Here is a 25,997-nt window from a genome sequence, read left to right as displayed (position 1 = left end):
AATAACGTGATCTTCTTCAACCGGTGTAGGTGCGCGCATAACGCAGCATTCCCAACATTGATTTCATTGAAGAAAATCTTGGAAGCTTGCCCATAACTCTGCGCGGTAATTGCGCATAACTTTGCACGATTTGCCCATAAGTTTGCATACTACAGAGAACCCATCGAACAAACAGGCTCTCAGGCTATTGTGCGGTGCCCAAATGCAACTTATTCCCAATCGCCAGCAGACGAACGCCACGTCTTAGCGTCCGCATCCCAAACACTGGCGGTGACGCAAGGCGTCGGGTTTATTCCGTCGCAATTGGATCCATGAATATCTGCCACAACAACGCGTTGACGCCCAAAATCAACGACCGTCCAGCCTTGGTTAAGCAAGGAGTGCACCTCTTCGCTTACCCAAAAGTGCGACATGCAACCGCCAGTTCCGCAAAAAAGAGATGCGGCGCTGGAACACGCGAAACCAGATTCATTCAGAACCCAGTCGCGTTGTAGATCTCCGTCGAGATCTACCCTCTCAACCGCACCCCAATCTAAGTCAAACTGGCCGTCGTTGAACTCCGCGCAGGCCTGTGCCGCCAGATCAACCTTCGCCTGCAAACCGGGCGGAAGTTGCGATACATCAGCCGCGACAGCTGGTGAGGTCCAGACAAGGCCCGAAGCAAGCATAACCCCGGCGAGCAAACATTTCATCTGACGCGCTATTTGGGAAGCTGGTTGGAAGGAGGTATCAATTGCACTGATCATACCTGTAGTCCCCATATTCCAGCCAGTTTGCCGAGCCTTCGCTAAAAATCAGAAACTCGGACCTGTCCTCCCCAAGCAGGGCGACGACAAATCCGGCGGGCGGCTCATAGTTTCCGAAGTAACTGTAGGCCGTCATGGCTCTGATCGGCTCGCCATTGACCGTTACTCGCGCGTCCCACTCCCCCTCTGGATTGTCCAGAATTACATATTCGATTTGGCGTTTTATCGCTCCGCCACCACAATAGACAATGCCTTCGGGTGCTTTGTAGGAGGCCCCTTGGTTAGCACCTGAATCGCAGGCGGAACGAAGGGACCGAATTGCCGCGCTGGAACCCTTCAAGTCAAAGATTCCGTAGCTGACATCTTGATCAATCATCGACAGATTAACCGATGCATTGGCCGCAAGCTGGTCCAGTACAAAACCATAGTCCTCTTGACTATTGAAACTGACCTCGACGGGATAGTTGTCGACGATCTGCACGGCAGCGTTTTCTGAGCCAACCTGAAATGCCCCAACTTCGGTGGTGCCGTTCTTTAAAAATCGAATGGAGAGCCCCTGCTTTTCCACAATGTCCTGGCTGTCCTCATATCCAGCCGGAGCGAAGCGGATACGGTTACACTGAAGTTCCAGGGTCATGTTTCCGGTCTGAATAAACGCATTGGGATTAGGCCCGGAGTTGAACGACCACTCCGCTGATGCTGTGGTCGCTCCTGCCATCAGTAGCATTCCAATGGAAATCGATTTGAAACTCATTTTCTCTCTCCATGGTGTTGTGGTTCGTACTGTCATTCAGCCAGAGTTTCCGGCCCGTTACTCGGGCAACCAGGTTAGGAAACAGGTGCGCCGTATTCGTTTGCGCCTTCTTGGGAAGGTCGCGTCAGCCACCAGATCATCAGGATGGACAGAACCAATTGAAGAATTGAGACAACAACAATGCCGGTCACGCCCAGGACGGCCGCAGGTCCTCGCAATGCATCGGGGTTTTCGGTCCCTTGCTCCAATACCGAGAAGAACGCCACCCCACCCAGCATAACAAAAAGAGTTACAATGCTGAGCGCCATCGGCAGTAGCAAGTACCAGCCAGGTCGTCCTGTATCGTGCAGCCTCCGCCAACCGGCGGCCAGCATAGGTATGAGAACGGCCAGTTGGAAAACAGAGGACAAAACCCGTGATCCCTGCCCCGTTTCAGGGTTGGTCCCGAATAGGATCGTATCCAGCACCGCTAAAGCCGCACTCACGAGAACCACAAACAAGAAGAACCACCAGTATTCTGAGCGTATAGCCCGACCGGAAAACTGGAAGTATTTCGAGAAACACGTTTTAACTGCTTCCACAAACCCCATTTTCAACCCTTTCTAAGTTTCTGTGTGGCCTCAGAACGCCTCGCTACCTAAAAGAACAAACTTGCCCTTCCGGGTTTTCCCACCTTCCTTTTGTGTTTGAACGCCAAAAAACTATCCTATGAAAAGGTAGCGAAGTTTACGCGCGGAAAAAATATTGATTTATTAAAAATTAGATTCAAACATGCGAATTCGACGCAACTTTCATTTTACCTCCGTTGTTGTCGTTGCTGCTCGCTTTGCCGAGCCCTTCCGGTCGCTGGAGTGAGTGCTGGCAGCCGGAAGGCACTTTACACGGATCAGTCTTTGGGAGAGCGCGATGCTTAGACTTAACGTACTCGCCCTCTTTCCAGAGTTTGCTCTAGCTTTTGCCAGTGATTTCATTCGGCCATCCCACGTTGTTGGAGGTCTTGGCAGTCAACGTAATAGTGATCTGCCCGCCAAGCCTCCCTTGGCAAGTTTTGGGAAAGGTCGTCACAGGAACGTTGTGTGTTCTGTCGGTGCCCAAACGCGAGAGCCTCAAACAAGCGTATCCAATTTCGTTAATTTCAACAGACTCAGAGGGAGAAGAAAATGACCAACAAGATGGTGATGATTGCGGGCGCAACTTGTTTCACACTGCTAGCGGCCTGTGACGACACGGGTACATCCAGTGCGTCCGCCGAGCTCACGCCGGCTCAGCAGGCGTGTTTGCGAGATGTAGCAAGCACAACAAACAATTCACAAGTCGTGGTTCTCTCATCCGCGTTTAGCGAGGCGGGAACACAAGTCACTGTCGGTGTTGGTGAGGATCGTGCTCCTTGGAATTGCATTGCTTACACTGATGGCGCGACAGCTGGTATCGAGTTCCTGGGCGACGAAGGCGCATTGTGAGCAGTCTACCGCGTAGCCGAAATCGGCTGCGCAGCACTGGCTTGATCTGCTGAGGCTCGACTTGGTTTGTAGAACCACCATCATCGTATTCGCGGTCCTGTACCTGTTGGCGTTGGTTGCATTCTTGACAGGCACATTTGGCTGGTTGGGACAGGAACGAGACCCTTTGTCCGGAGTGTACCTACTGCCGTTGGGACTACCTTGGATACTTGTAGCGGACTTAATTTCGGAGTCCGCCAAGCCGTGGTTTGCAGCGATTGCTCCGATGCTCAACATTTTGGCGCTGGTTTTCATTTGCAGATGGGCTCGCAGTTTACACCAGAAATGAAGGTGGAGCTCTGTCTCACCAAAAGGGAGGAAAACATGGGAAAAGTGATCTTGGGAATTGTGATCGGGCTCGTCCTCGGCGTCGTTGGGGCGATGACCTTGGGTGGTGGGGCCGCGATGGGTGTCGGCGTTGCGACAGGCTTGTCCGCCGGTGTCTGCACCACATTGAAAGGAGCACAAGCTGAGAACCTTATCACCGCCGAGCAAGCGGATCAGATCCTCAACCGCGTAAATTCCGAAATGGCGTCACTGCAAGGAATTGAAACGACGGGCGAGATCGTCGGCAGCGCACAGGCATGCGATGAATTTCTGTCAAAGTTACGAGAAGCGAAGTGAGGTTCCGCTTTGTAAGGAACAAATCTCTAAGGACAAGCCAACAGGGAACCATCTGATGAAACTCGTTTTATTCAAACTCCTCACACCCATGTTCGCAATCGCGGGCGCAGCTGCCTTTGCAATGTCAGAAGCCGACGACGCGTGTATCGACCATTTGCGGCAGGTTGGTGGACCAGACGGTCAGTCCGGTACGATTGAAAGCTCAGAGTTCTCAGAAGCGGGCACGCTCGTCATGCTGCGAGATGCAGGTGGAACACTTTGGCGCTGCATCGCGTACAAGGATGGAAGCATCGGCGAGATGTCGGTTGTCGAAGCGATGGATGATGGCGGTGGAGCCATGGCAGGCGCCGCCGGGTCTACTGGTAGCCAACGTGTCAAATTTGATTCTGGTTCCACTGGCGCAGAACTTGTTGGTGAACTCGCGCCCGGAGCGTCGCAGCAATACGTTCTGGGTGCCAAAAACGAACAGTTCCTCTACGTTCGCGTTGCTCCGCGAAATGGCTCCTTGGACTACGTTATTCGCAACCCCGATGGTTCTGAACTGTTGGGATTGATGTCGGCGGACAAGGAGTATCGAGGACAGCTTTGGCAATCTGGTGATCATGTTGTGGAGGTCATCAATCGCAGCAACTCTTCCGTCGGCTACAACGTAATTTTCGGAATTGAATAGGTGATCAATCAGAGACCCTGGAACGCAAGTCCAAAAAGCGAAGGAAAAACAGATGAAACCCAAGGTCCTATTGGTGATCGGCACAGCGTGTATTTCTGCGCTTGCAGCATGCGACGACAGTGGTGGATCAGTGGATGCAAGTGCACCAACTGTGGGCAGCTCTAGCGATCTTTCGTCATTTGAAGGGGCAAAAGCGGGCCAAGCTGAAATGGGCATCCAAAGTCTCGGATTTGAACTCATCCGAAGCGAAGGGCTGACCTCGTACTGGTTTAACAAGGATACTGGTGCATGTGCTCGGATCACGACATCTGACGGAAGGTACTCAGATGTAGCTATGCTGCCATCAGGTGACTGCTGAAAAATTTTCATCAAACTAACATCTGCATAAGGGAGCTCTAGTTTGCATTTCGACTTGGCACATGCGGCGGTGACCATCGTCGCTCTAATTGTAACAAACCTGGCATTGAAATCGGCCGGCGTGATAAACGAAGAAAACAAACACCAATTGAACTGGAAAGTTTTTCTGGCCTACTTCGTGGTCGTCTTTATCATCAATCTGGTGTGGCCGATTTAAAGCTTCAGGTCGGAAAGTCTATCGCGCACTTGATACGGCTGCTGATAATGAGCCGCTCCAATAGATTATCAAGTGGGAAGAGTTTGAGCATAACAGGCTGACAAATAGAAAGGAGCTGGCATGCGGTTTTTGACGTCCCTCATATTCATTGGTGTTCTCGCAACCGCTGCGAATTCTGACGTAACCAGTCGAAACGGTGGTCCAAGCAACAGTCAAATGCTCACAAAGGGTGGTGACGGTGGCGTCGATGGTGTCGCTTTCTTTCGCCCAGTCTTGAGCGGTGTCTTGTATCGATCCGGTTTCAAGGGCGGCGACAAGGATCGAACGGGCCTGAGTGAACGACAACGCGAAACTTTGTGTGGTGAAGGGTTTTCAACCGGGTTTTATGCGGACTTCGGCAAAAACACTCAATACGGTCGCACCAGCTGCGGAAACGGATCCTTTGACTATCAGAGCGCCAGATCCTCCCGACCCGATGCTGTCATGGCGTCCATACACGAGGTGATTAAAAACCCTGGAAAGGGCCCTGTTCTGGTGCACTGCATGTGGGGCGTTCATTCCTCAGGTGCATTGTCGGCAATGGCGCTCGTTCAGTTTTGCGGTTGGACGGAAGAAAGGGCCAAGGATTATTGGAATGATGCCCGAAACGGGGCCCCTTGTTCAGGCGGGTGCGACGCGTGGATTGACTCAAAATTCTCCAACTTCAGCATCGACCCAAAGTTGAAGATCTCCAACGAGCAACAGGCAGCGATTTGCCCCAAATGATATTGGGAGGACTATCAAAATGAAGTTCAATCTTCTGGGGTCACTTGCTTTAATTGCACCCACTGTCTTGTGGGCGAACGACGATGTTCTCGGTGAAGCCACGACATTTGATAGTCCCAACGGCGTTACTGAACGCTGTATTCGGATCGAAAAAGTTCCAACGGGCGAGTATAAGAAAAGCGATCTTGAGGAAGAAACGGCCTATTGCGAGATCGATTTCTATGCCTCCGAAATTGCTATTTGCCCAAAAACCTGGAGCACCAGCCCGGGAATGGCAGTCTACGATATTTCGGAAGGACCTTACGTGGGGAACCGTTCTGAATTCGAGAGAAACGCTTGCAAGGAGGGGAAGGCGGCAAAAGATCTGGCTAAGGACAGGGTGGCTAAATTCAAGTCCACCATGAACCAAAAAGGCACCAGTGGGACCTTTTCCACGTCTTCACTGCTTTACTATCATTTCTCCAGATATTTCGACGCGACTGTAAAAGTTCCAGTCGCCGTTTGGCGTAGCATGGACGCCCAGGCGCATTTTTCCGAGGTCGCCGAGCCTGGCCTTGCGATTTCTGGTGGCTCTCATGGCGGGCGCATGAACCACGAAGGCTGGCGGGTCTTCGCAGCTGCGGATGCTGACCCGAACTCATACCAGCCAACCGACGATCTGTTCACCGCAGATCGAACGCAAATATACGGTGTGCTGCTTGATAGCCCTGGGCATCGATACGGCTCGGAAATCAACGGCACCCGTAAATCTGGTTGGGGGAAAGGTCAGAACCGCGATTTTCAGGAAACTCCTGCTTTCTTGGCTTTGCGTTCTTCAAAACCCTTGCCAGAGGCCATTGTAGAGGGCGTCGGAGAAGGTCGAAGAGACCGGATGATCAACAAGGATCTCGGTCCCGATGTCAGCGACCAACAGATGGCATTTTGGATGCAAGAACTTACCGAGATTGTACTCCTCGATTTCATCTTTAGCCAGCAGGACCGCGTAGGAAACATAGACTTCACACCCTATTGGTATTGGGTCGAAGACGGAAAGCTGAAGCATAAGAAAGCCAAGCACCATGAGCCAAACGATGGAGACGTTCCCGCCGACGCATTATTGATCCGTCGCAGCAATCTAAACGACAACGATGCTGGTGGGCGTGTCCAATACGCCAACTTCGCGAAATCTACTCAAATGCTGGAGAAAATTCGCCACTTCTCTCCAAGCACGTATCGGCGCTTGATTGCATTGAATAGTGACCTCCAATCCCAAGGCCCAGTCTATGACTGGCTATCGCAAAGCTTTGGGTTGTCAGACAGTCAGATTGCACAAGTTGTCAAAAATACTGCGCTGGCAACGTCCATTCTCCAGAGCAATTGTTCAAATGGCGATTTGATGTTCGACTTGGATCCTGTCGCAGTCTTTTTGAGAAACGGCACCGAGGTAGAGGCTGTGGACTGTTATGTACCGTAGGTGTTCTGCTCTTATTGCGGTGTTCATTTGGACCGCTCTGCTCGCCTGCAAAGCGGCGGCATTGGATGTCATCGTCATATCGGATCTGAATGGAAGCTATGGTTCGGTAAGATACGATGCCCGCGTCGACAAGGCGATTGAGCGCATAATCGAGATTGATCCAGATCTGGTTATTTCGACCGGAGATATGGTTGCGGGACAGCGCATTCCCAACTTGTCCGACAAACAGGTCAGGGAGATGTGGAAGGCGTTTCACGTGGCCGTATCAGATCCTCTAGCGGCTGCCGGAATTCCATTTGCGGTCACGCCTGGAAACCATGATGCCTCCGCCTACAGTGGGTTCGAGCGTGAAAGAAAAATATACGCAGAGGAATGGACTCAGAGAAAACCAGACGTCGATTTCCTAGTTTCAAAGGACTACCCGTTCTTCTACGCTTTTGAGATGCAGGGCATTACGTTTGCGTCTCTGGATGCAACAACCCTAGGACCCCTGTCCGGTAACCAGCAGGACCGCCTACAGGAACTGGGTGCAGACGGAGACCCGATTGTCACTTTCAGTCACCTCCCACTTTGGCCGTTCGCGATCCAGCGCGAACGCGAAATCATCGGTGACCCAACACTTGAAAAAATCTATTTGGAAAGCGGTGTCGTTCTGCATCTGTCAGGCCACCATCATGCCTTCTATCCAGGTTGGAAAGACGGCGTGGCTTACGTCTCTCAAGCTTGTTTGGGAGGTGGCCCGCGACGGCTTATCGGCTCAAAAGCCAGATCACCTCACAGCTTCACTCATGTTACGTTCCAGCCAAACGGAGAATTTGGGATAGCAGTATATCGTGGACCCGATTTCGAAAGGTCGGTAAACTTCAAGTCGCTACCGAAAGAGATCAGATCCCCGAATGCGGTATTAAAGCGCTTAGACCTTGTTAAATGACTAGAGGTTGAGTTTCAGTTCAACTTTTTCAGGAACCAGATCGTTTATCATCTCTTCTATCCGAGCTTCTGAAAGTCCACCCGAGGTGATGAACAGCAATGAAACGCGAGATTTTCCGGGGACGTGGTGTTTTCTGACCAGCTTCCATCCAGCGTCTGCGGCCATAGCTTCAATGGCGCCGCTGACACTCAACGAGTGCTCTTCGTCTGAGGCCTTGAGGGAAATCTCTACACCCTTGTTTCTTCCACCAAGCCAAATAAAACACCAACATACAACCGCCACCAGTGTGGCCATCAGCGGCAAGCCCAGACCGACCGCAAGACCAAGAACGGTCACGATTATCATTTCGACAGTGTCCACCGGATCATCGAGATTGGAGCGGAACCTGAGCAACGCGCCGATGCCAAAGATAACGAAACCGATCATTGAACCGTGCTGAACTACTAGAAAACCAACCGCCATGCCGATAAGCGCATACAGGAAGAAAAGCCTTGGCATAACTATGTCGCGGACGCTTCTACGGGCTTTACGTCTCACCGGATGATAGACGATCAAGCCAGCCAGAATGATCGTGACGATCACATCGAGAGTAAAGAAATACAGTTCCTGTTTGCCACGAAACTGCGTCCACCGGCGTTCGATAACGATTTCCGACCCCGAAGCCCCGGCCAGCATCGTCGCAGGGTCGACTTGTGACACCGCAGCACCTGGCAACAGCAGCATCAACAACACGGTCACAAATGTGAGGGTCGTATTCAACTTGTCTTCCTTCCTGCTCTCGCCAAAGGCTTACGCTTAACCAAAGGCACATCGTGCCCTATTCAATTCAATCGCAACAGGCGGGATCAGGTAAAGAGATTACAGTGCATTCTTCGGACATCGTATCCGGACTGTGATACGAACGCTGATACAGGGATGTGGTCCAAACGCGAGAGAATCCAATGACAGAAAACAGAGTGTTTTCGTCAAAAGCTGAAATTTCACGGTGTTTCTGCAAACTTAGACGACTCGCTTTTGCGGCCAGCTTGGTTGCGGCAGCCTTCTTGCCTTGGACCGATTTTGCCTACGCCGAAAGTGCTGGTTTGATTCTGGTCGATAAATTCAAGGTGGCAGACAAATCAGAGGGATTTTCAGAGCCTTCCGGTTTGGCAATGTCTAACGCTGAAGGCTTCTTGTGGTCTGTAAGTGATGCCGAACCTAAACTGCACCTACTCGGAGTCGACGGGGTATTAGGAAACTCTTTCATGTTGTCAGCATTGGCAGGGTCAGATTTGGAGGGTGTTGCACCTCGAAAAGATGGGGCCGTTTTAGTGCTTCAAGAAACTGACCGATCAATCCTAGTCGTTCACCCAACTGACCCCATTCAACTGACGACAATACCTCTCGCATCTCTTAAAGGTTACCCGACCGCCGCTGCATTACTCGTCGGCAACCCTTTGAACAAGGGACCCGAAGGCATCGCCGTTGACCCGGAATCCGGGCGGGTCTTCGTTGGCATTGAGGGACAACCAAGGTTGTTAATGGTGTTATCGCCAGAGCTAGACGAAATTATTGAGATCATTCCTTTAGCCCGCGATGCAGGTTTTATCTCCGAGCGTGTAGATGATGATGAACTGGATTTGAGCGGCCTGGCATGGTCCCGGTCCTCGCGTTCTCTTTGGATTGTGAGTGACAAAAGCCGTCAGATCTTCGTCTACAATCCAGAGTCCAAGTCCGTAAAGTCTATCAGTTTGACGTTCACAGAAGATGGAAAACAAAAAGAAGTTAAACATCCCGAAGGGATCGCCCTCGATGAGACCAGAGGGCTTCTCTATATCCTGACAGACGATGCCAAGAATTCGCGGCTTTATGTTTTTGAGCAACCGGAATTGTGAGGACTGTCCTACTAGTTCTCTACTCTAACTTGTTGAAAAGCCGGGTTGTGTAATTGAGCGCCGTCGTACGTGCGGCGTATTAAGTAAATCTGCGTTCTGTTCACTGTGTTTCTTAAAAACATCACCCATCAGTACATTCGAGTAGCGTCAGGTTCACACATGCGAACCACATAATAACATTGGACTTCAACATGCTCAGTCACTTTAAGGTTGTCAAAAATGCGCGTATTCAGCTCAGTTGTTTTTGCGATCATTTGCACTCTTGTGGCCGCTGCATCAGTTCCCAAAAGTAGCATTGCCCAAACCTGGGACATCGCATCCCAGCACTCGGTCAGCGGCGTAACGGTGTATGATGCGGATGAGCTGTTAACTTTTGCCGGTCAATTGGCCTTCAATCGGTCAGGGCGCATCACAGCGGTGGAGGTCGCATCAACGATCACTCAGATCTATCGAGAAGATGGTTACTTCTTGGCTGAGGCCTGGCCCGGTCCCGATGGGCAAAGCATAATTGTTGATGAAGGGCGCATTCAAACCATCGAAATTGAAGGCGTAGATTCTCGCACGTTCCAAACCCTAGAAAAGATCTTTCGCCCCCTCACCACCGCATACCCAATAACTCTCAAACGATTTGAGCGGGCGGTTATGCTAGCCGAGGACATACCCGATTTGGACGTGTCGACCGAACTTGATTACCCGGATCAGGCTGGTGCTCGGCTGAGAGTATTGGGAGAACCTCTGCGCAAACAAGCCGGTAGTGCGACACTAGATAACCCTCCGCGTGAGCTTGGGGAAGCGCTCAGCTTCTATGTCGTACAAGAGTTTTATTCAACGCTGACCGTCGGGGATTTGCTGCGATTTGAGGGATCAGGCAATTACAATTGGGACAAAGACGATGAACACTCTTTATGGGGCGCTCTTACCTATCGCACGCCGCTGAACAGCAATGGTCTGTACGGTGAGATCTTCTACGGGAACATAAACGCAAAACGTGACCTCTCGGGGGACTTTGCGAGAACAGATATTGACGGCGAGAACTTCACAGTCGCGATGGGTTACCCCGTGATCCGCGATGTGGCCCGTTATGGGTATCTTCTGCTGGACTATCGCCTTTCAAAAGCGGATTCAGTCAGTGGTGGCGTTCCACTATCCAGTGACGCGAGTGTCGTTGGCCTTACATATCTTTACGGGCAAAACTATCCAAAGGGACAAGCTCTGGAAGCAGGGCTAACCTTATCTTTTGGTGACAATGACAACGACACGACAGACGCGAATTTTGACGACGGGGACTCTTCGTTCTGGCATCTACGAGGTGGCGTCGGATACGAAAGCCCGCTAACGGGCTTGTCTCCCAACACAGCTTGGCGCACCGAGATCTGGGGGCAGTACACAACAGACCGGCTGCCCTCAGTCGAAGAGTACTTCCTTGGTGATCGTTATGCTTTGCGCGGATATCGTTTTGACGAAGTGGATGGTGATTCCGGGATTTCCGCGATTTTCGAAGTGTCTCATTCCTACTTCCCCAGTTCCCAGAGCATACATCGCTTAACGCCCTTTGCCTTTTTCGACGTGGGTTACATCTCGAACAATAACCCTGCGAGTTTCGAAGTTGATAATGCTACACTGGCATCGACAGGTCTGGGTTTGGACATTGAGTTTAAGCAAAATCTATTTCTGTCGGGATATGTCGGTGTCCCTTTGAGAGACGGCCCTTTGACCGACTCTGGCGATCCTGGCGCGTATCTTGCTCTTACAACAAGTTGGTGAGGATGTTATGAAACTGAACCGCATTGCTGTACTTACCGCAACTTGTCTAATTGCAGAACTGGCCGCTACTCAGGTCTTTGCCCGCGGAAATCACTACGGGTGGTGCAGAGGCGTAGGGAACCCACACCAGTCGAGCCAAGGGTGCGGGCAGGCTGGTGGGCAAGGGGCAGGTAATCAAGTTACTGGCCCAACTCAGCCGGTGGCAAATCAGTTGCCGCCTAAGGGAACGCAGCAAACGCCCACGTCCGTTACTGTTCCAGTCCTTGCGCCGAGCGCGGTCCCGAACGCAATTCCCGGTCAGGTTCCTATTGCGACACCGATAGCGGTTCCTGGTCAGGTTCCCACGCCGGTAATAGCGCCGACCCTAACTCCGCCTCTGGCACCAAACGCGACACCAAACCGGGTTCCGACAGCTGTTCCAAATCAGGTTCCGCCATTGGCTACTGGTCCTACCGCGGTGCCGCCCCAAGTTCCGACTGCAACTCCCAATCAAGTTCCGATAGCTATCCCTGGCCAGGTTCCGCCTCAACCTACCGGCCCAACAGCGGTGCCCCCACTTGTGCCCACCGCAACACCAAACCAAATACCAGTCGCAGTTCCTGGTCAGGTCCCACCTCAGCCCACCGGTCAAACTGCTGTGCCACCGCTCGTCCCGACTGCAACACCAAACCAGATTCCGGTCGCAGTGCCCGGCCGTGTTCCGCAACCCAGCGGCACTACAGCGACACCACCGCTTGTCCCAACCGCAACCCCCAATCAGGTTCCCACGGCGGTTCCTGGTCAGGTTCCACAGTTGACACCGAAACCTACGGCAACTCACGTGGCAGTCCCAGGACATCCGAATCCACAAGGCGTTGTGACAATCATGCGCCCTAAGCCGAGGCCGACAACCGGTACTGTCCAGCAACCTGGCACAACACAAGTGACCCACCATTTAACCCACCAAAGCAATGCGAAGAAACACGATCACGTCGCAGCAACACCTGGACGACATGACCCACACGACCTACCGAGATTCCGCAACGCGGCGGCCAAGGAAGACTGGGAATGCGTTGCCAGCGGATTTGGACAGCGCCGGTATGATGCTGGGCGAGGCGTGTTGCTGAACAACGGAGCGTTGCGGCACCTCGGAAACGTGGACGCAATGGCCCGGGATGTACCTGCTCGTCATCCAAAACACTCTGGGTGCATTATTTCGGTTAAACGAAAGCAGCAGTAGCGCCAGTCTGGTAAAGGCACATCTTAAAACCTTAGAGGAATTCTTCCGAGTGGGAAGCTGGTTTCCAACCAAGGTTAAGTTGAAGAATAGACATCGACCGAAGGTGTCATCTCTCAGAAGGTTAATGAGGCAACCAATACGCCTTTCCCGCCGCAGCGTGGGCATCCGGCTCGGATCATCGGATGCCCCAAAAAACCGACTAGGAATTTCGCAAAAAGCGAAACCTCTACGAGAGGGAGTCCTCCATGAGTGCTAGATTAGTCCTTCTGCTTGCTGCCGTCGGCCTCGTGCCAATTGCGTTGTCATACGGTCTGATGCCCGGCCGTTCGATCCCAGTTTTGCTGGGATTTCCAGTGGAAGGGACGAACCAGACGCATGTCTTCCGAGCGATTATGGGTCTTTACCTGGCAAACGCTTTGTTTTGGTTAGCGGCCGTGGTGAAACCAGATCTACAACGACCGGCGCTTTGGGTTCTTTTTTTGTTTATGTCGGGACTGGCCGTTGGACGCATACTAAGCATTCTTATCGATGGAGTTCCGAACGGGATACTTCTCTTTTATCTTGCGGCCGAGATAGCTTTTGCAGCTCTGGCGGCGGTTTGTCTAAAAAAAGTACAATGAAACAGGAAGTGATAAGGTGCTGAGGTTTTTCTTTGTTCTCTCGATGATTGCAACTTCATCAGTTTCGACATCCGCTCTGGCACAATCGTCATCTGCCCAGAGTGCGGTGGACGAAAACTTCTTAGTGCTTGAGACTGCCGTTGACGAAGCGGGAGCTACTCCAATCGCATCGATAGATCATTCGCGTCTGGCCAAAGCCGAAGGCGTAGAAACGCCAGCGTCCCGTGTGCTCATTTTCTCTGATCCAGAGATAAACACGCCCATTCTGAAAGAGAACGTGCGAGCAGGTCTGGACCTTCCTTTTCGAGTTCTTTCCTTCGATCAGGATGGTCGTCCACAGATCGCCTACACAGACTCTCAGTTTCTCAAAGTGCGGCATGGTCTGAATGACACCCAAGCGTTAAATGCATTTGAGAGCAAGATGCTCGAAGTTCTAAACGATTTGGATGCAACACCAGCGCCAACCAGCGGATTGTTTGCCGACTATGGGGTCATCGAACTGCAAACTCTGCTCAGCGTACCAGAGGCAGTAGAACGTCTCAGGACAGCTGTGATGGGGCAGGACGATACTGTGTGGTTTGGGGAAATCGATTTTGCGACCGAAGCGTCCCAACTGGGGGTGGACCTGCCGGAGGCGGTACTTTTACTGTTCGGCGGACCAGCACCCGGTGGCGTAGCTATGGCGGGCTTTCCGGCAATTGGTTTGGATGCCTTTTGCCAAAAACTACTAGTTTACGCGAATGAAGAAGGCGGCTCTGTAGTGATTTTCAATGACATCGCTGCATTGGCGAAATTGCACTACGGTTTCTCAGCCAAACCTCATCACGGTTTGAACAAACGGCTTACCTCAACATTTCGCACTGCAATTGAGTAGCCGCTGGTTGGAAGTCACAATTTTTCTGAATTGCTATATTCCGTATTTGGCTGCCCATTCTGGGCTGGGTACAGACCATCGCTACACTTAACCCCTAACGGCAGTTTGCGGGCAATGTTGCCTTGGGCGCGAGCATATAGTTTTCATTCCAAAACAAAGCAGCACGGTCTTGACCAGACTCAGTTGCACATTTAGTCAAAATTGATCTGCCCGCTGGGACGACCCGGCTAATTACCGGCGTATCTTCAGGACGACCTGGCAGATTAGAGGTCGAACATGACAACTAAATCCAAACAAGCCAAGAAACTGATCGAGGGTAGACCTGCCCTGATCTTAATCGACATTCAAAAGAGCACGTTTATTGATGACAGCGAAGTGCGCTCCATTGACAACATGCCGGGTTACAAAGAGCGCATGATCGCTGCGCGCGATTTGGTTGACGCTGCGCATGACAACAATGTGCCCGTCATCTTCGTTCAGGAAGTCCATCGTCCCGATCAGATCGACTTCGGCAGGGAACTGGATGGTGACGAAGACATACACTGTCTCGAAGGTGATCCACGGACTGAAGTTGCAAAAGATGAGATGGGATATCGCAAAGGTGACTACATCGTCCCGAAGCGACGGTATTCTGCGTTTTTTGGAACCGATTTCGAAATCCTGCTGCGCGGTTTAAGGGTGGACACACTTTTGTTGTGCGGCGGGCTGACAGATGTTTGTGTGCACTACACATTCGTCGATGGCCACCAATCAGACTACTTCTGCCGCGTTGTAGAAGATTGCGTTGGCGGGTCATCTTTCCAAGCCCATGAAGCTGCTCTCAAAGCTATGGAGTATCTACAAACCGGTGCTGTTCAGAGCAGAGAAGCAGTGATCAATGCCATCTCGTCGCTCTAAGTTGCAATTGAACTGTTAGTACCAGTTGGGGTGCATAATTTTGGGGTGCAGCAACGGGCGGAGTTTTTTGTCGCTAGAACGCCTTGGACTTGCCCATTTGATGCAGAAGGTATCGACACTTTCAGTGCTAACCTTTGAGTTTTCGATTATAGACCTTCAAAATCTGGATTGCATCGTAACCCAGCCCTTGGTCCGTATAATGCGAATATGACAAGAGATATTGAAGCTAACGCTCAGAAAATAGCTGATGCCCTGACCTCTGCCCAGCAGATATCTAAACTGTCTTCAGAGGCAGAACAGCTAACGCTGGATGACGCTTATTCGATTGCAAGTCGCGTCCGAAAGCTTCAGGGCAAAAAGAGAGTTGGTAGAAAAGTCGGCTTCACGAACCGCGCGATTTGGCCTGTTTACGGTGTGGATCAACCCATTTGGGGAGAGGTTCACTCAGACGGGCTGTTTTCGACTGATCAGCCGGTAATCTTGGCAAGGTATTCAGAACCGAGGATTGAACCAGAAATCGTACTCGGCCTTAGACATACGCCGACGGCTGAAATGAACGATGAGCAGTTGGCAGGTTGCGTGGAGTGGGTTGCTCCAGGATTTGAAATCGTGCAATCGATTTATCCCAACTGGAAATTCTCGGTCGAAGACTCAATCGCAGCACAAGGATTGCACGGCTGCCTTGTTCTTGGCGAAAAAATCGAGGCTACGCATGATATCTTGACCGGCTTGGCCGAAGTGCCACTAGCGTTGTTCAGGGGCAACGAGGCCATCGAGTCCGGCAAGGGTGAAAACGCGCTTGGAGGTCCAATTGAAGTCCTGGCTCATCTTGTGTCTCTACTCTCCGAAGCCGACCAGCTTCAGGGAGGTGAGCTGGTTACAACTGGCACATTGACAGACGCATGGCCAGTGTCTCCAGGTGAAGAATGGTCAGCTGGTTTTGGTGGCGTGATGAACACCCAGCTATCGGTACGATTTACATGAGGCTCTCGCAGCGTTGTGACGCCTAGCCAATTGCCCGAAAGCGTCAGATACAGAGGGGAATGGGAATGTCGGAAGAAGGTCCCAATGAGACTACCGAAGAATTCGAGAAACGCTGCGAGGTAGACGCCATCACGGTGGCCTTTCTCCTACTCAAAGCAGCTCAATTCGCCTCAGAGGATGGGTCAACGCGGAAAAGCATGAGTGCTGATGAGTGGGGAGAACTCGCCCCCAAGCAGGTCTAAGAAGGGTTAGTGCCGGCTGTTTTCTAAGATGTGCGCTATAGGCCGCTATTCCAGAGCTAGCTCACTTAGCCAAAACCTCTTGCAAGTGCTTTGTGAAAGCGCGGGCTGAAGGCTTTGTATGACGACCACCCGCAAGTAACGCGTTCACTTCAACGTTTCCGATTGTCCAATCAGGCAGTAGTTGCACGAGAGTACCTGCGCCCAGCTCGTTCCTACAACTCCAGTACGACGTGCTGACAATGCCCAAACCGGCGACCGCCGCCGTGGTTGTGCTTTCATTGACGGAAATCATCAGTTGGCTTTCGACACGAATGGACTGAACCTTTCCGTCCTTCTCAAAGCTCCAACCCGCCTTTCCAATGCTTGACGGGCCGAGGATGACCTGATGATCCACCAAATCAGAGGGTTGCTTCGGGTTGCCAGCTTTTTCCAGATAAGAAGGGGCGGCAACAACGACCCTGGGTGTCGTGCCCAGCTTGCGCGCGACCATCGTTGAATCTTCCAGTGGTCCAAATCGGATGGCAACGTCTATAGCCTCATCAATCAAGTCCTGCATCGAATCAGTCAGAACAAGATCCACTTTGAGTTTTGGGTGTTGTTCCAGAAACGGTGGCAGGGCGGGTATGATCTCTCTTTGGGCAAAGCTCGCTGCTGCGCCGATCCGCAAACGACCGCGCAGTTCGCCCGTGCCCCTGACGAAGTGATTGGCCTCCTCGATGTCAGAAAGGATCGGCTCGATACGCGTCAAGTATTCTTCCCCGGCTTCTGTCAGCCGGACAGCATGGGTGGAGCGCACAAACAGCTGAACACCCAGCTCTTTCTCAAGGTTGGAAATGATCCGGGACACCGAAGGCTGAGATTTGCCGGTTTCTTTCCCCGCAGCGGTAAAGCTGCCGGTGCGCGCGACCCGCGAGAACAAACGTAATGTGGAGAAGCTGTCGGACATTCACATTTTGAATAACTGTTAGGCTTTTTGGCAGCCTACCTTTCAATTTCCTTATGAGCAACATTTGAACGCAACGGCAGGCGACAAACACGTCTGGCCGGCTGAACTCTGAAAACTTCGATGCAAATGCATTCTAAAAAGGAACATCAAATGGCAACCTACGCACAGCACACGACAGAAACTGCTCCTGAAGGGTCCAAGCCGATCCTCTCAGCGATCAAAGGCAAAATGGGCTTTGTGCCGAACCTGATGGCAACAATGGCGGAATCCACTGTTCTGGTCGAAAGCTACATGACCATGATGGGCATTTTCGAGAAAACAGATCTGACGCCCACTGAACGCGAAATCATACTGATGACGAACAATCGTCTGAACGGCTGCACCTATTGCATGGCGGCGCACACGGCCGTGTCGAAGATGGCAGGAGTGGATGACAGTGTCATCACGGCATTGCGCGCGGGCACACCAATCGCGGACGCCAAACTCGAAGCGCTTCGCATTTTTGCTGAAACCATCAACGAAACACGGGGATGGGCCAGTGTTGAGCAGGTCGACGCTCTGATCGAGGCCGGATATTCAAAGCAGACCGTTCTTGAGGTCATCGCCGGAACGGCACTCAAGGTTTTGTCGAACTACACAACCCACATCGTGAACCCGCCGCTCGACAAGGCATTTGAGCCGATGGCTTGGGATCCGGAAACCCCTGCGTCGGCAGAATAGTCCGAGTTCTTTTCGCCACGGGGGCTGAATTCGCATTGGATCGCCAGAAATACGGACGTCCGGCAAACGAGCGTCGCGCTGCAAGCGCGGCGCTGTTTTTGTTTTTCAAGCTGAGTTTGTTCCAATTGGAATCCGAAAATTGGATCATTCGTTTTTTGAATAACCCTTACTCGAATTGGTCAACTACCACCTTTTCCTCAACGGGCCAAATATCAGAACAGGCGGCACAAAACTCGCTGAGCCGGCCAGAGAACGAAATTTGAGAAGTGGAAAAGACATGACCCTCCAAGACCAACTCGACGACTTCAAGGCCCAATTCAAGACCATGGCCCCCGAAGGCGCTTTCGAAGCCTTTGCCCGTTCGACACAAGAGCTGATTGACAGCGGTCAGGCAGAGCGTGCGTTGAAAGCGGGTGACGTTGTGCCTGACTTCGTGCTGACGGATTCGGATCGCAATCCGGTCGCGCTGAAGGACCTGTTGGCCAATGGTCCGGTGGTTCTGACGTTTTACCGCGGTGTTTGGTGCCCCTACTGCAACATCGAGCTGAAAGCGCTTGAAGCTGTTGCCGAGGACATTCGCTCACGTGGTGCGACGCTTGTTGCAATCTCGATGCAGGGCGCGGCGGACAGCCGGAAGTCGCAGAAAGACAATGAACTGAGCTTTCCAATCCTGACGGACAAGAACGGCGAGCTGGCTGAAAAGCTTGGTATCCGCTGGACGCTGCAAGATTACGTCATTCCGGTTCACGACGGGTTTGGCGTCCACTTGCCGCGCATTCATGGCGACGGCCAGTGGAACCTGCCGATGCCCGCGCGCTACGTCGTCGATACCGATAGCACAATCGCCTATGCCGAAGTGAACCCCGACTATACGCGCCGTCCTGAACCAGCGGATCTGTTCCCTGTTCTCGATAGTCTGTCGGCAACAGCCACTGCGTAACCTGGTTGCGCGCTTCGCAAGACGGGGCGCGAACCATCCAACCTCTCAAACCCCGCACTTACGTGACCGATGAGCCACCTCAGGCATCTCGGCAAGATCTCGAAAGGATTTTCGAAATGAAAGGCAAACTTATTCTTCCCTATATCATGCTGAACATGCTTTCAGGCATCGGTTCGGTCGTCATGTTCTACTTGTCGGACTTCGATCCGATCTGGATCGGGACATTCTTTGCCACATTCACCATACCATTTTTTCTGATGGTGCTGGCCGGTGCTTTGGGCATTTCCCGCACCTCCAAGAACCTGCCAATCATCCAACTCATCAACCTGGCTGCGGTGGCGTGGGTGGTTTACCAAATCAGCGCGCGCGGTGGTTTCACAGCTGCCAGCGAATACGTCGCCATAGGCCTAGCCTTGTTTGGCGCGATCACTATGCAATGGTATATTCACATCTTCTCGAACTATGGCCGCAAGCCAAGCGCAGCCATCGTAAAGGGCAAAGTTCTGCCTGAATTGCCCCTGCAACGTCTGGACGGGACCAGCACGACTTCCGCGTCCTTCGTAGGCGAAAAGACTCTGCTGGTATTTTTCCGCGCCAAATGGTGCCCGTTCTGCATGAACCAACTCAAAGAAGTGAAAGCAAAGGCAGATCAACTGGCGAAGGCAGGCGTAAAGGTGAAGTTCATCTCCAACCAAGGCACCAAGAACTCGGAGAAACTGGCCAGAGATCTCAATCTGCCCGCACATTTCGAGATTTTCCAGGACAACGATCTGGCCGCAGCCAAAGCCCTGGGCATCGAGGATTTGGGTGGCGCTCCGTCTGGGATGCCGGGCTACCCAATCGATACCGTCAAAGCGACTGTGATTGCACTTGATGAAGACGGCAAAGTGATCTTCGGCGATGAGACAGACAACTACCGCATTCGCCCTCATCCTGATACATTCCTACACGTCTTCGAACCGCGAGGCAGTGTCCGGGCGCTCTCAGCAGCGTAAGAACTGCGACGACCTAAATTAAGTGCCGCGTGTCACAACGCGGCACTTTCCTTCTCTGCTCTTGGCCACCGTTCGCCTTCTTCGGATCAGAGGCCGTTCGCAACCCAAACCGGACATTCGCAACTAAGATATGCAGGTTACGAAATGCGGGGAAAAAGTGCTCTCGTAATCCAAAATAGCAACGTTTGGTTATGGAATCGGGACTTTCGAATACACCTTGACGAGGCCTACAGTGTTGCGAGGTCAGGGTGGCGATAGGCCTCAGGGTACGACATTGGCTTGAAAGGCCCATTGGGCACAACGCTATTCCAACTGCGTCCGAAATAACCCTGGCGGCAGTGTACAAGAGACCCTGCCTCGGCAATTCCGGGCAACGCGTATACACGGCACAGCCACCGCCACAGGTATGGGTAATCTAGAATTCTCGCACCATTTAGCTTCATTCGCACATAGTAGACGGGATCGTGACGATAGAGAGTTGGGAACAGGCGAAGATCTGCTTCTGAAAAGTGGTTGCCTGTCAAATAGGGCCTACCATCTGAGAGATGCCCCTCCAAATATTCGAGTGTCTTAAAATAGGCGTCAAAGGCTGTTGCATAGATCGTTTGATCAGATGAAAACCCAGCCTTGTAGGCACCATTGTTAATCGCTGTATAAATCCGTTCGTTCAGGTCGTGAATTTGGTGAAGCGGCACTTCGTCTGGGTAAAGCCTAACGCGTTCAGCTGCCGGGATTGTGCTGCCAAGAGAATCCGCTGAGGCGTTCAGCATTCGGACAATTTCAGCGCTTTCGTTGTTAACAATGCGCCCTTGTATCTTGTCATACAGGATGGGAAGGGATTGCTCTTCAGAGCCTTCGGCACGATAGATCTCTCTGGCAAGACGTAGTCCTTTGCCGGTGCCGGTCTCACTCGTGCATTCTGGCAAAGTCTCACCTGTGAGCGATGCAATCCGATCAGGTGCAAACTCCCATAGGTTTGGCGCCTCCGGATCGTCGTCGCCGGTGCGGTTTGGAAATGCAACGTCCATGGTGATGCTGTTTTGAAGGCCCAACATATTTCGCGCCAGCGTGACTCTGTGACACCACGGACAATTCAGTGCTACGAACAGGTGATAGCGATCAGGTTCTGCCGGAAACACAGGATCGCCAATGGCGTGGCGAAAGCCGCTAACGCCGCGCACGAATTCACCCCGTGCGCGGCGCTTGTTGATGTCAGTCTGGTCTTCTTCGGTAGATGTGTCAGTCATGACTTCAGCATCATCCTCTGAGCCGGTGATGCAAGATGATTGGCACGGCCAATTCTTCTTCATCGCTGAGATGCCGCTTAAGGAACGCTTCAATCGTATCGCTCGTCGCATGAAGCTGTCCGGCTTCGTCGTAAGCTTGCGCCTCATCAAGTGCGGATAGCTTGATCACACGGTTCGCCGTGCGGGTGAAGTCACTCAGCACCTTATCCAGATCGAAGTGATCCTGTTCCAGCAACTCAAGCCCCGCATCAAAACGAGGGTCCGCAGCAGATAGTTCAGGGAAATAGCTGCGATCTTCCCAGCCGTGATGGCCATGCAGGTTCCCAACCAGGTTGCCGCCATAGTAGGATAGCCGCCCCACGTAGTCGTCCAACCCCATCTCGTTGCTCAAAACCCCTTCTGTATCCAAGCGAATACGTTCTGCAACACGGCGAAACATCTCGTGCGCGCCGAGCCAATGCTTGGTTTTTTCTTTGAAACCTGGATGGGCTTCCCAACTGTCGCGGGGGTATTGGTCCAAGAGAAACCGCATTTCTTGAGGCATGTCGTCTTGGCGAATGGTATATGTATCGAGCATCGGTTGTCTCCTTTCAGGCAAAAGATGGGAGGTCGGGCAACTGCTCGCCACTAGCGAGAACGCACAGTCACTATGCGTCAGCGAACCCCTGCAAAATCGGTCCAACACAAACCAGCGATCTTGCGCTTCTAGGATTCGATGCTTTGGTAGATGAAACCATGCGGGTCTCCACGGCTAAAGGTGCGGGCGAAGACGTAAGCTTCGGAAGCGAGACTCGCCTGATGTGCCAATAGACGACTGCACGACTTGGAAATCAGGTTTTCATCTGGGCTTGAGGCGTAAAACTCCGACCCGCCTTTGCAATGCATAGCCAAGCCAATATCGCTTGCGGTAGCTCGCGTGCCGATCTTGGCAGCCAACTGCTCATCAGCTTCAGTTTTTTTGGCGGTTCGCTCTTCGGATTGTGCGCTCGATTAGTTCCGTCACCTGGCCAGGCGTTTCAATGGAAGACGAGTGGCCCGCTCTTCGAAACACTACCAGTTCAGAACTCTTGATTTCTCGATGGATGCGCTCGGACCTTTCGGGAACTGTCGCCACATCTTCGTCCCCGACGCCAATCCCGACGGGAACTTTAATGTTGGCGAGGAGGTCAATGCAGCCCGCCCGTTCGATCACGCCTCTGACTGCACGTGTAATGCCGATCCGATCATTTCCCGTAATAGCCTTGGACCATCTGGTTTTTTCCTCAGCGCGTTCAGTGTCCTCGAGAAACGTGCGGCCAAACACAATTGGCATCACCCGTCCAATGACAGCCCATAGTCCAATCCATCGTGCCACAAAGTTCAGCATTCTGTAGCGCGGAGCGTTTTGGGAATCTTCAGGATCGGCGCTTGTTTCAAGCAGGGTCAGTGTTTTGACCAGGCTTGGCTCCCGCGCGGCCAATCTCATCCCGACAAATCCGCCCATGCTTAGTCCAACAAAATGGCACGGCTTTGCATCCAGATGCTTGATCAGTGCAGCTGCGTCCGAAGTGAGTGTGTCAATGTCATAACCGGCATCCGTAACGCCACTCCTGCCTTGCCCTCGATGATCGAATGTAATGCACCGATAGCGATCTCGTAGTTGAGAAACCTGCGCTTCAAACATCGCTCCACTAAACAAAAGGCCATGAGAAAAGACGACCGTCTCTCCTTTGCCACCCGTATCATCGTAGTGGATCTGTGCACCGTTTAGGCTAACCGTCGGCATTGAATTCTCGTTGCTTAGGAATGACAAAAATAACAGAAATCTGGCGAAAGTTCACTAGAGCGTTCCAAATTTGGTTCGCAAAGCCTTTTCCCAAGCCCTATCCAATGGACTGTTTGCAGCCCAAAGCGGACCATTCAACCCGAGACTTTGCAATTCTAGCTTTTAGCAGACCGGACATGAGTGAATGGTGTTGCAGGCGTTCGACCAGATTTTCACAACGTGCGCGCAACTTGGGATTTATTCGGCTAGTGTTCTCATCCTATGCCCGAAGAAACGAAGGCGAGCAGCATGCGACCGCACTGGCACAGGTGTTTCAGCCCTGTTCTTTTACCGTTTTCTTAAAATCCGAGGGCGACATTCCAAACCACTTTCGGAAGGCTCTCGAAAACGCTGTGGGGTCTGCGTAGCCAAGCCGCAGTGCGGTCTCACCAACGGACTTCCCTGCCGGACCCAGCAGCTTCTTTGCTTCTTCCAGTTTGACCCCAGATATGACCTGAGATGCTAATTGCCCGTAAGGGGCCAGCCGACTGTTCAATGTCTCCCGGTGGAAACCGCATAGGCGTGCCAGTTCGTCTACACCAAATCCCGGCTCGCCAAGATGAATCCGGATCAGGCCCTGAAGTCCGGCTAAGAAATCTTGAGGCGCATGCTGGTCGAGGGTAACGCTTGTCAGGTCTGACGGGTTTTCCAACGTTTCCGAAAGCAACTTATGGCTCAGCCAGGTTGAAGGAAACCGGATCGAAAAGCCCTGAGGGCTACACTTGATGGCTTGAACACCATGAAAATGCTTGGGCAGCACGTCAGGTTCGCTGACCCGTAAGATGATCTGGCTCGGGTCCCACCTAAAATCCAGAGCCCGGTGCAGTAATGATATCCAGATGCTCGCTAGAAATGCGTCGGTCTGTCCCGGCGAAACTGAAAACTTGAAATTCCGCTTGGCACTGAAATAAGCGTGCTCTCCTTCCACAAGCATAGACTGTGTGACCGCGTTGGATTCTTTCGAGACGGCTTGAGTGTAGCGCGTAAAGAAGTCGCCCAGCGTCAACGCCTCGGCCAACATGTCACCAAGAGGCAGAAACCGAACAAGGTCGATTGATTGACCAACTTGCGCACAGAAGTCCGGTGATGTTGCGTCAGCAGCGGCTTGATGGATTTTATAAATCGTTTCGTGTGGCAGGAAATTCTGGCGATCCATCACCTGAACTTCGCTCACGCCAAGAGGGTCCAGAACGAGGGCTGGTTCAACACCGGCACCACGCAAAGCAGCTACCACCGGTGCAGCAACCGATGCCCGAACCAGCGGCAAGGCCTTATTTGTGTTTTGGTCAAACGCGTCCATGTCGCCCTCAAATATCATGAAGGTAACGACAGAAAGACAGAAAACACACAAAAAGGTGCCAAAAGCATGCAGAATGCCAAATCTTTTTGGCGCAGACTGCCATGCTGTCAGGCAATATCCAGCGATCACTCTAAAATCATATTCAGAAACATACATCTGTGATTCGTATTTGGAGGGCCTCAATGACACCGAAATTCAAACACTTGGTGGCCACGACAGCCTTTTCTGCAAGCCTGGCAATCGCGGGCCAAGGTTTTGCGCAGGAAGAAAGCTTTCCGATCCTATTTACCAACGTGCACGTTTTTAACGGTGTCGATGAACAGCGAATTGAGAACGCAAACGTTCTGGTCGTGGACAACCTGATCGCAGAAGTATCAGCGGAACCACTGGCCGTTGCCAATGCACAGATCATTGACGGTGGTGGTCGAACACTTATGCCGGGCCTGATCGACGCACATGTGCATATGACAGTCACGGAACCCGTGGCCGATCTGCGCGATAATTTCGACTGGATGTACTGGGGTGCTGTATCAACAATTGAAGCCGAAAAAATGCTTCTGCGAGGGTTCACAACAGTGCGGGACGCGGGCGGCCCCGCAATCGGTCTGCAAAAAGCGATTGATCGGGGTAAGGCTGTTGGTCCGCGTATCTACGCTTCTGGGCCTGTGATCTCACAAACCTCGGGTCATGGGGAACATCGCGTTTATACCGAGCCCCATCCGAATTTCATGGGCGCGCAACCATCGTTCTTCAATCAGCACTTGGAGTTTCTGGCCGATGGCGTGCCAGAAACACTGCGTGCGACGCGCGAAGCCCTGCGTCTTGGCGCTGTCCAAATCAAAGTCATGGCGGGAGGTGGTGTGTCCTCTCAGGTTGATCCGTTACACACCGTTCAGGGCCTTCCGGAAGAGCTTGAGGCGTCTGTCCGGGCCGCCGCTGATTGGGGAACCTATGTGATGGTGCACGCCTATACAGACGAGTCCATCGTGCGCTCGATTGAGGCGGGCGTGATCAGTATCGAACACGGCCAACTGATGACCGAAGTTGGTGCTCAAGCAATCAAAGACGCGGGCGCCTGGATCGTTCCGTTCTATTCTCTTCTGGGCTTGGATGAGCAACTGATTATTTCTACGCTGGGACCCGCGTCAGGGGAAAAGTTCCTCAGCGTGCAAGCGGGTGCACGAAATCAGATGCAGTTGATCAAAGACTTCGGGATAGAGAACGTGGCTTTCTCCACGGACATTATCGGCGATCCCGTCGCGCTGACCAAGCAAAACGATGAGTTCAAGTATCGGCTGGAGGCATGGACTTCACACGAAATCCTGCAACAAGCCACGTCAAAATCGGCCGCACTTCTGGCACTTTCAGGAAAACTCAACCCCTACACAGCAGGCCCGCTGGGTGTGATCGAACAGGGCGCATACGCCGATCTGCTGCTTGTTGAAGGAAACCCGGTCGAAGATGCCGAGATCCTGGTCGACTACACCAACAACATCGACCTGATCATGAAAGATGGCGTGATTTACAAGAATACACTCGATTGAGTGTCGCGCGG

General features: G+C 52.4%; 26 protein-coding genes. 17 read left to right on the top strand and 9 right to left on the bottom strand.

Going from position 1 to position 25,997, the window contains the following annotated elements; all coding sequences use genetic code 11:
• Window positions 1–209 precede the first annotated feature (209 nt).
• The 3 genes from GS646_RS00400 to GS646_RS00390 all read right to left on the bottom strand — a co-directional run bounded on the left by GS646_RS00400 (window position 210) and on the right by GS646_RS00390 (window position 2,090).
• The gene (locus GS646_RS00400; RefSeq protein ID WP_253746783.1) at window positions 210–692 is read right to left on the bottom strand and encodes a hypothetical protein; all 483 of its coding nucleotides are present in this window, start codon (window positions 690–692) and stop codon (window positions 210–212) included.
• A 37-nt stretch (window positions 693–729) separates the two neighbouring features.
• Window positions 730–1,464, bottom strand: a complete 735-nt coding sequence (locus tag GS646_RS00395) for a hypothetical protein (RefSeq protein WP_253746781.1) — start codon at window positions 1,462–1,464, stop codon at window positions 730–732.
• Between the two features lie 110 nt (window positions 1,465–1,574).
• The gene (locus GS646_RS00390; protein WP_171648754.1) at window positions 1,575–2,090 is read right to left on the bottom strand and encodes a DUF805 domain-containing protein; all 516 of its coding nucleotides are present in this window, start codon (window positions 2,088–2,090) and stop codon (window positions 1,575–1,577) included.
• A gap of 570 nt (window positions 2,091–2,660) precedes the next feature.
• Here GS646_RS00390 and GS646_RS00385 point away from each other — a divergent pair.
• The 7 genes from GS646_RS00385 (at window position 2,661) to GS646_RS00355 (ending at window position 8,016) form a co-directional block, all read left to right on the top strand.
• Window positions 2,661–2,960: a hypothetical protein gene (locus GS646_RS00385; protein ID WP_171187940.1), complete on the top strand. Its 300-nt coding sequence runs from the start codon at window positions 2,661–2,663 to the stop codon at window positions 2,958–2,960.
• 363 nt (window positions 2,961–3,323) lie between these two features.
• The gene (locus GS646_RS00380) at window positions 3,324–3,623 is read left to right on the top strand and encodes a hypothetical protein (protein WP_171648752.1); all 300 of its coding nucleotides are present in this window, start codon (window positions 3,324–3,326) and stop codon (window positions 3,621–3,623) included.
• Between the two features lie 55 nt (window positions 3,624–3,678).
• Window positions 3,679–4,293: a hypothetical protein gene (locus tag GS646_RS00375; protein WP_170568101.1), complete on the top strand. Its 615-nt coding sequence runs from the start codon at window positions 3,679–3,681 to the stop codon at window positions 4,291–4,293.
• A gap of 52 nt (window positions 4,294–4,345) precedes the next feature.
• Entirely contained in the window at window positions 4,346–4,651 is a 306-nt protein-coding gene (locus GS646_RS00370; protein WP_171678606.1) for a hypothetical protein, read from the top strand.
• Window positions 4,652–4,693: 42 nt separating this feature from the next.
• Entirely contained in the window at window positions 4,694–4,867 is a 174-nt protein-coding gene (locus GS646_RS00365; RefSeq protein ID WP_165590775.1) for a hypothetical protein, read from the top strand.
• 784 nt (window positions 4,868–5,651) lie between these two features.
• On the top strand, window positions 5,652–7,085 hold the full coding sequence (locus GS646_RS00360) for a hypothetical protein (RefSeq protein WP_171649063.1): 1,434 nt from the start codon (window positions 5,652–5,654) through the stop codon (window positions 7,083–7,085).
• 61 nt (window positions 7,086–7,146) lie between these two features.
• Window positions 7,147–8,016 (top strand): metallophosphoesterase, encoded by an 870-nt coding sequence (locus GS646_RS00355; protein ID WP_171649061.1) that lies wholly within the window; start codon window positions 7,147–7,149, stop codon window positions 8,014–8,016.
• Here GS646_RS00355 and GS646_RS00350 read toward each other — a convergent pair whose 3' ends face one another.
• Window positions 8,017–8,745 (bottom strand): hypothetical protein, encoded by a 729-nt coding sequence (locus GS646_RS00350; protein WP_171679252.1) that lies wholly within the window; start codon window positions 8,743–8,745, stop codon window positions 8,017–8,019.
• A gap of 212 nt (window positions 8,746–8,957) precedes the next feature.
• On the opposite strand from GS646_RS00350, the gene GS646_RS00345 reads away from it, so the two are divergent.
• The 6 genes from GS646_RS00345 (at window position 8,958) to GS646_RS00320 (ending at window position 16,248) form a co-directional block, all read left to right on the top strand.
• The gene (locus GS646_RS00345) at window positions 8,958–9,890 is read left to right on the top strand and encodes an SdiA-regulated domain-containing protein (RefSeq protein WP_171649014.1); all 933 of its coding nucleotides are present in this window, start codon (window positions 8,958–8,960) and stop codon (window positions 9,888–9,890) included.
• Window positions 9,891–10,109: 219 nt separating this feature from the next.
• Window positions 10,110–11,654, top strand: coding sequence for a ShlB/FhaC/HecB family hemolysin secretion/activation protein (locus GS646_RS00340; protein ID WP_171649012.1), 1,545 nt, complete (start codon window positions 10,110–10,112; stop codon window positions 11,652–11,654).
• Between the two features lie 1,464 nt (window positions 11,655–13,118).
• Window positions 13,119–13,493 carry a DUF4345 domain-containing protein gene (locus GS646_RS00335; RefSeq protein ID WP_171649010.1) on the top strand — a complete coding sequence of 125 codons (375 nt, stop codon included), beginning with the start codon at window positions 13,119–13,121 and terminating at the stop codon, window positions 13,491–13,493.
• A 16-nt stretch (window positions 13,494–13,509) separates the two neighbouring features.
• Complete coding sequence (locus tag GS646_RS00330) at window positions 13,510–14,367, top strand: DUF302 domain-containing protein (RefSeq protein WP_171649008.1); 858 nt, start codon at window positions 13,510–13,512, stop codon at window positions 14,365–14,367.
• A 276-nt stretch (window positions 14,368–14,643) separates the two neighbouring features.
• A complete protein-coding gene (locus GS646_RS00325; RefSeq protein WP_171649006.1) occupies window positions 14,644–15,264 on the top strand; it encodes a cysteine hydrolase family protein in 621 nt (206 codons plus the stop codon).
• Window positions 15,265–15,471: 207 nt separating this feature from the next.
• Window positions 15,472–16,248: a 2-keto-4-pentenoate hydratase gene (locus tag GS646_RS00320; RefSeq protein ID WP_171649004.1), complete on the top strand. Its 777-nt coding sequence runs from the start codon at window positions 15,472–15,474 to the stop codon at window positions 16,246–16,248.
• Between the two features lie 303 nt (window positions 16,249–16,551).
• Here GS646_RS00320 and GS646_RS00315 read toward each other — a convergent pair whose 3' ends face one another.
• Window positions 16,552–17,436: a LysR family transcriptional regulator gene (locus tag GS646_RS00315; RefSeq protein WP_171649002.1), complete on the bottom strand. Its 885-nt coding sequence runs from the start codon at window positions 17,434–17,436 to the stop codon at window positions 16,552–16,554.
• 150 nt (window positions 17,437–17,586) lie between these two features.
• On the opposite strand from GS646_RS00315, the gene GS646_RS00310 reads away from it, so the two are divergent.
• The 3 genes from GS646_RS00310 to GS646_RS00300 all read left to right on the top strand — a co-directional run bounded on the left by GS646_RS00310 (window position 17,587) and on the right by GS646_RS00300 (window position 20,091).
• Complete coding sequence (locus tag GS646_RS00310) at window positions 17,587–18,156, top strand: carboxymuconolactone decarboxylase family protein (RefSeq protein WP_171649000.1); 570 nt, start codon at window positions 17,587–17,589, stop codon at window positions 18,154–18,156.
• Between the two features lie 277 nt (window positions 18,157–18,433).
• A complete protein-coding gene (locus GS646_RS00305) occupies window positions 18,434–19,096 on the top strand; it encodes a peroxiredoxin-like family protein (protein ID WP_171648998.1) in 663 nt (220 codons plus the stop codon).
• A 116-nt stretch (window positions 19,097–19,212) separates the two neighbouring features.
• The gene (locus GS646_RS00300; RefSeq protein ID WP_171648996.1) at window positions 19,213–20,091 is read left to right on the top strand and encodes a peroxiredoxin; all 879 of its coding nucleotides are present in this window, start codon (window positions 19,213–19,215) and stop codon (window positions 20,089–20,091) included.
• A gap of 227 nt (window positions 20,092–20,318) precedes the next feature.
• Here GS646_RS00300 and GS646_RS00295 read toward each other — a convergent pair whose 3' ends face one another.
• From GS646_RS00295 to GS646_RS00280, 4 genes are all read right to left on the bottom strand, one after another.
• A complete protein-coding gene (locus GS646_RS00295; RefSeq protein ID WP_171648994.1) occupies window positions 20,319–21,338 on the bottom strand; it encodes a glutathione S-transferase C-terminal domain-containing protein in 1,020 nt (339 codons plus the stop codon).
• 10 nt (window positions 21,339–21,348) lie between these two features.
• Window positions 21,349–21,915 (bottom strand): hemerythrin domain-containing protein, encoded by a 567-nt coding sequence (locus GS646_RS00290; protein WP_171648992.1) that lies wholly within the window; start codon window positions 21,913–21,915, stop codon window positions 21,349–21,351.
• Window positions 21,916–22,287: 372 nt separating this feature from the next.
• Entirely contained in the window at window positions 22,288–23,103 is an 816-nt protein-coding gene (locus tag GS646_RS00285) for an alpha/beta fold hydrolase (RefSeq protein ID WP_170389699.1), read from the bottom strand.
• 313 nt (window positions 23,104–23,416) lie between these two features.
• On the bottom strand, window positions 23,417–24,598 hold the full coding sequence (locus GS646_RS00280) for an AraC family transcriptional regulator (protein WP_171648990.1): 1,182 nt from the start codon (window positions 24,596–24,598) through the stop codon (window positions 23,417–23,419).
• A 26-nt stretch (window positions 24,599–24,624) separates the two neighbouring features.
• Between GS646_RS00280 and GS646_RS00275 the strand changes: the two genes are divergently transcribed.
• A complete protein-coding gene (locus GS646_RS00275; protein WP_171648989.1) occupies window positions 24,625–25,986 on the top strand; it encodes an amidohydrolase family protein in 1,362 nt (453 codons plus the stop codon).
• Window positions 25,987–25,997: the final 11 nt, after the last annotated feature.

Origin of the sequence: Ruegeria sp. HKCCD4315 (assembly GCF_013112245.1) — a bacterium.
In the GTDB taxonomy this organism is placed as follows: Bacteria; Pseudomonadota; Alphaproteobacteria; order Rhodobacterales; family Rhodobacteraceae; genus Ruegeria.
Note: the sequence above shows the minus strand (reverse complement) of the source record. Positions and strands in the feature narration are given on the sequence as shown.

What these genes read in the sequence shown, in the direction of transcription:
- GS646_RS00325 (WP_171649006.1), top strand. Translation starts at nt 14,644, where the DNA reads ATGACAACTAAATCCAAACAAGCCAAGAAACTGATCGAGGGTAGACCT.
- GS646_RS00380 (WP_171648752.1), top strand. Translation starts at nt 3,324, where the DNA reads ATGGGAAAAGTGATCTTGGGAATTGTGATCGGGCTCGTCCTCGGCGTC.
- GS646_RS00395 (WP_253746781.1), bottom strand. Translation starts at nt 1,464, where the DNA reads ATGGCAGGAGCGACCACAGCATCAGCGGAGTGGTCGTTCAACTCCGGG.
- GS646_RS00295 (WP_171648994.1), bottom strand. Translation starts at nt 21,338, where the DNA reads ATGACTGACACATCTACCGAAGAAGACCAGACTGACATCAACAAGCGC.
- GS646_RS00400 (WP_253746783.1), bottom strand. Translation starts at nt 692, where the DNA reads ATGAAATGTTTGCTCGCCGGGGTTATGCTTGCTTCGGGCCTTGTCTGG.
- GS646_RS00275 (WP_171648989.1), top strand. Translation starts at nt 24,625, where the DNA reads ATGACACCGAAATTCAAACACTTGGTGGCCACGACAGCCTTTTCTGCA.
- GS646_RS00375 (WP_170568101.1), top strand. Translation starts at nt 3,679, where the DNA reads ATGAAACTCGTTTTATTCAAACTCCTCACACCCATGTTCGCAATCGCG.
- GS646_RS00290 (WP_171648992.1), bottom strand. Translation starts at nt 21,915, where the DNA reads ATGCTCGATACATATACCATTCGCCAAGACGACATGCCTCAAGAAATG.
- GS646_RS00340 (WP_171649012.1), top strand. Translation starts at nt 10,110, where the DNA reads ATGCGCGTATTCAGCTCAGTTGTTTTTGCGATCATTTGCACTCTTGTG.
- GS646_RS00285 (WP_170389699.1), bottom strand. Translation starts at nt 23,103, where the DNA reads ATGCCGACGGTTAGCCTAAACGGTGCACAGATCCACTACGATGATACG.
- GS646_RS00390 (WP_171648754.1), bottom strand. Translation starts at nt 2,090, where the DNA reads ATGGGGTTTGTGGAAGCAGTTAAAACGTGTTTCTCGAAATACTTCCAG.
- GS646_RS00280 (WP_171648990.1), bottom strand. Translation starts at nt 24,598, where the DNA reads ATGTATGTTTCTGAATATGATTTTAGAGTGATCGCTGGATATTGCCTG.
- GS646_RS00315 (WP_171649002.1), bottom strand. Translation starts at nt 17,436, where the DNA reads ATGTCCGACAGCTTCTCCACATTACGTTTGTTCTCGCGGGTCGCGCGC.
- GS646_RS00360 (WP_171649063.1), top strand. Translation starts at nt 5,652, where the DNA reads ATGAAGTTCAATCTTCTGGGGTCACTTGCTTTAATTGCACCCACTGTC.
- GS646_RS00385 (WP_171187940.1), top strand. Translation starts at nt 2,661, where the DNA reads ATGACCAACAAGATGGTGATGATTGCGGGCGCAACTTGTTTCACACTG.
- GS646_RS00305 (WP_171648998.1), top strand. Translation starts at nt 18,434, where the DNA reads ATGACCCTCCAAGACCAACTCGACGACTTCAAGGCCCAATTCAAGACC.
- GS646_RS00335 (WP_171649010.1), top strand. Translation starts at nt 13,119, where the DNA reads ATGAGTGCTAGATTAGTCCTTCTGCTTGCTGCCGTCGGCCTCGTGCCA.
- GS646_RS00300 (WP_171648996.1), top strand. Translation starts at nt 19,213, where the DNA reads ATGAAAGGCAAACTTATTCTTCCCTATATCATGCTGAACATGCTTTCA.
- GS646_RS00320 (WP_171649004.1), top strand. Translation starts at nt 15,472, where the DNA reads ATGACAAGAGATATTGAAGCTAACGCTCAGAAAATAGCTGATGCCCTG.
- GS646_RS00345 (WP_171649014.1), top strand. Translation starts at nt 8,958, where the DNA reads ATGACAGAAAACAGAGTGTTTTCGTCAAAAGCTGAAATTTCACGGTGT.
- GS646_RS00310 (WP_171649000.1), top strand. Translation starts at nt 17,587, where the DNA reads ATGGCAACCTACGCACAGCACACGACAGAAACTGCTCCTGAAGGGTCC.
- GS646_RS00370 (WP_171678606.1), top strand. Translation starts at nt 4,346, where the DNA reads ATGAAACCCAAGGTCCTATTGGTGATCGGCACAGCGTGTATTTCTGCG.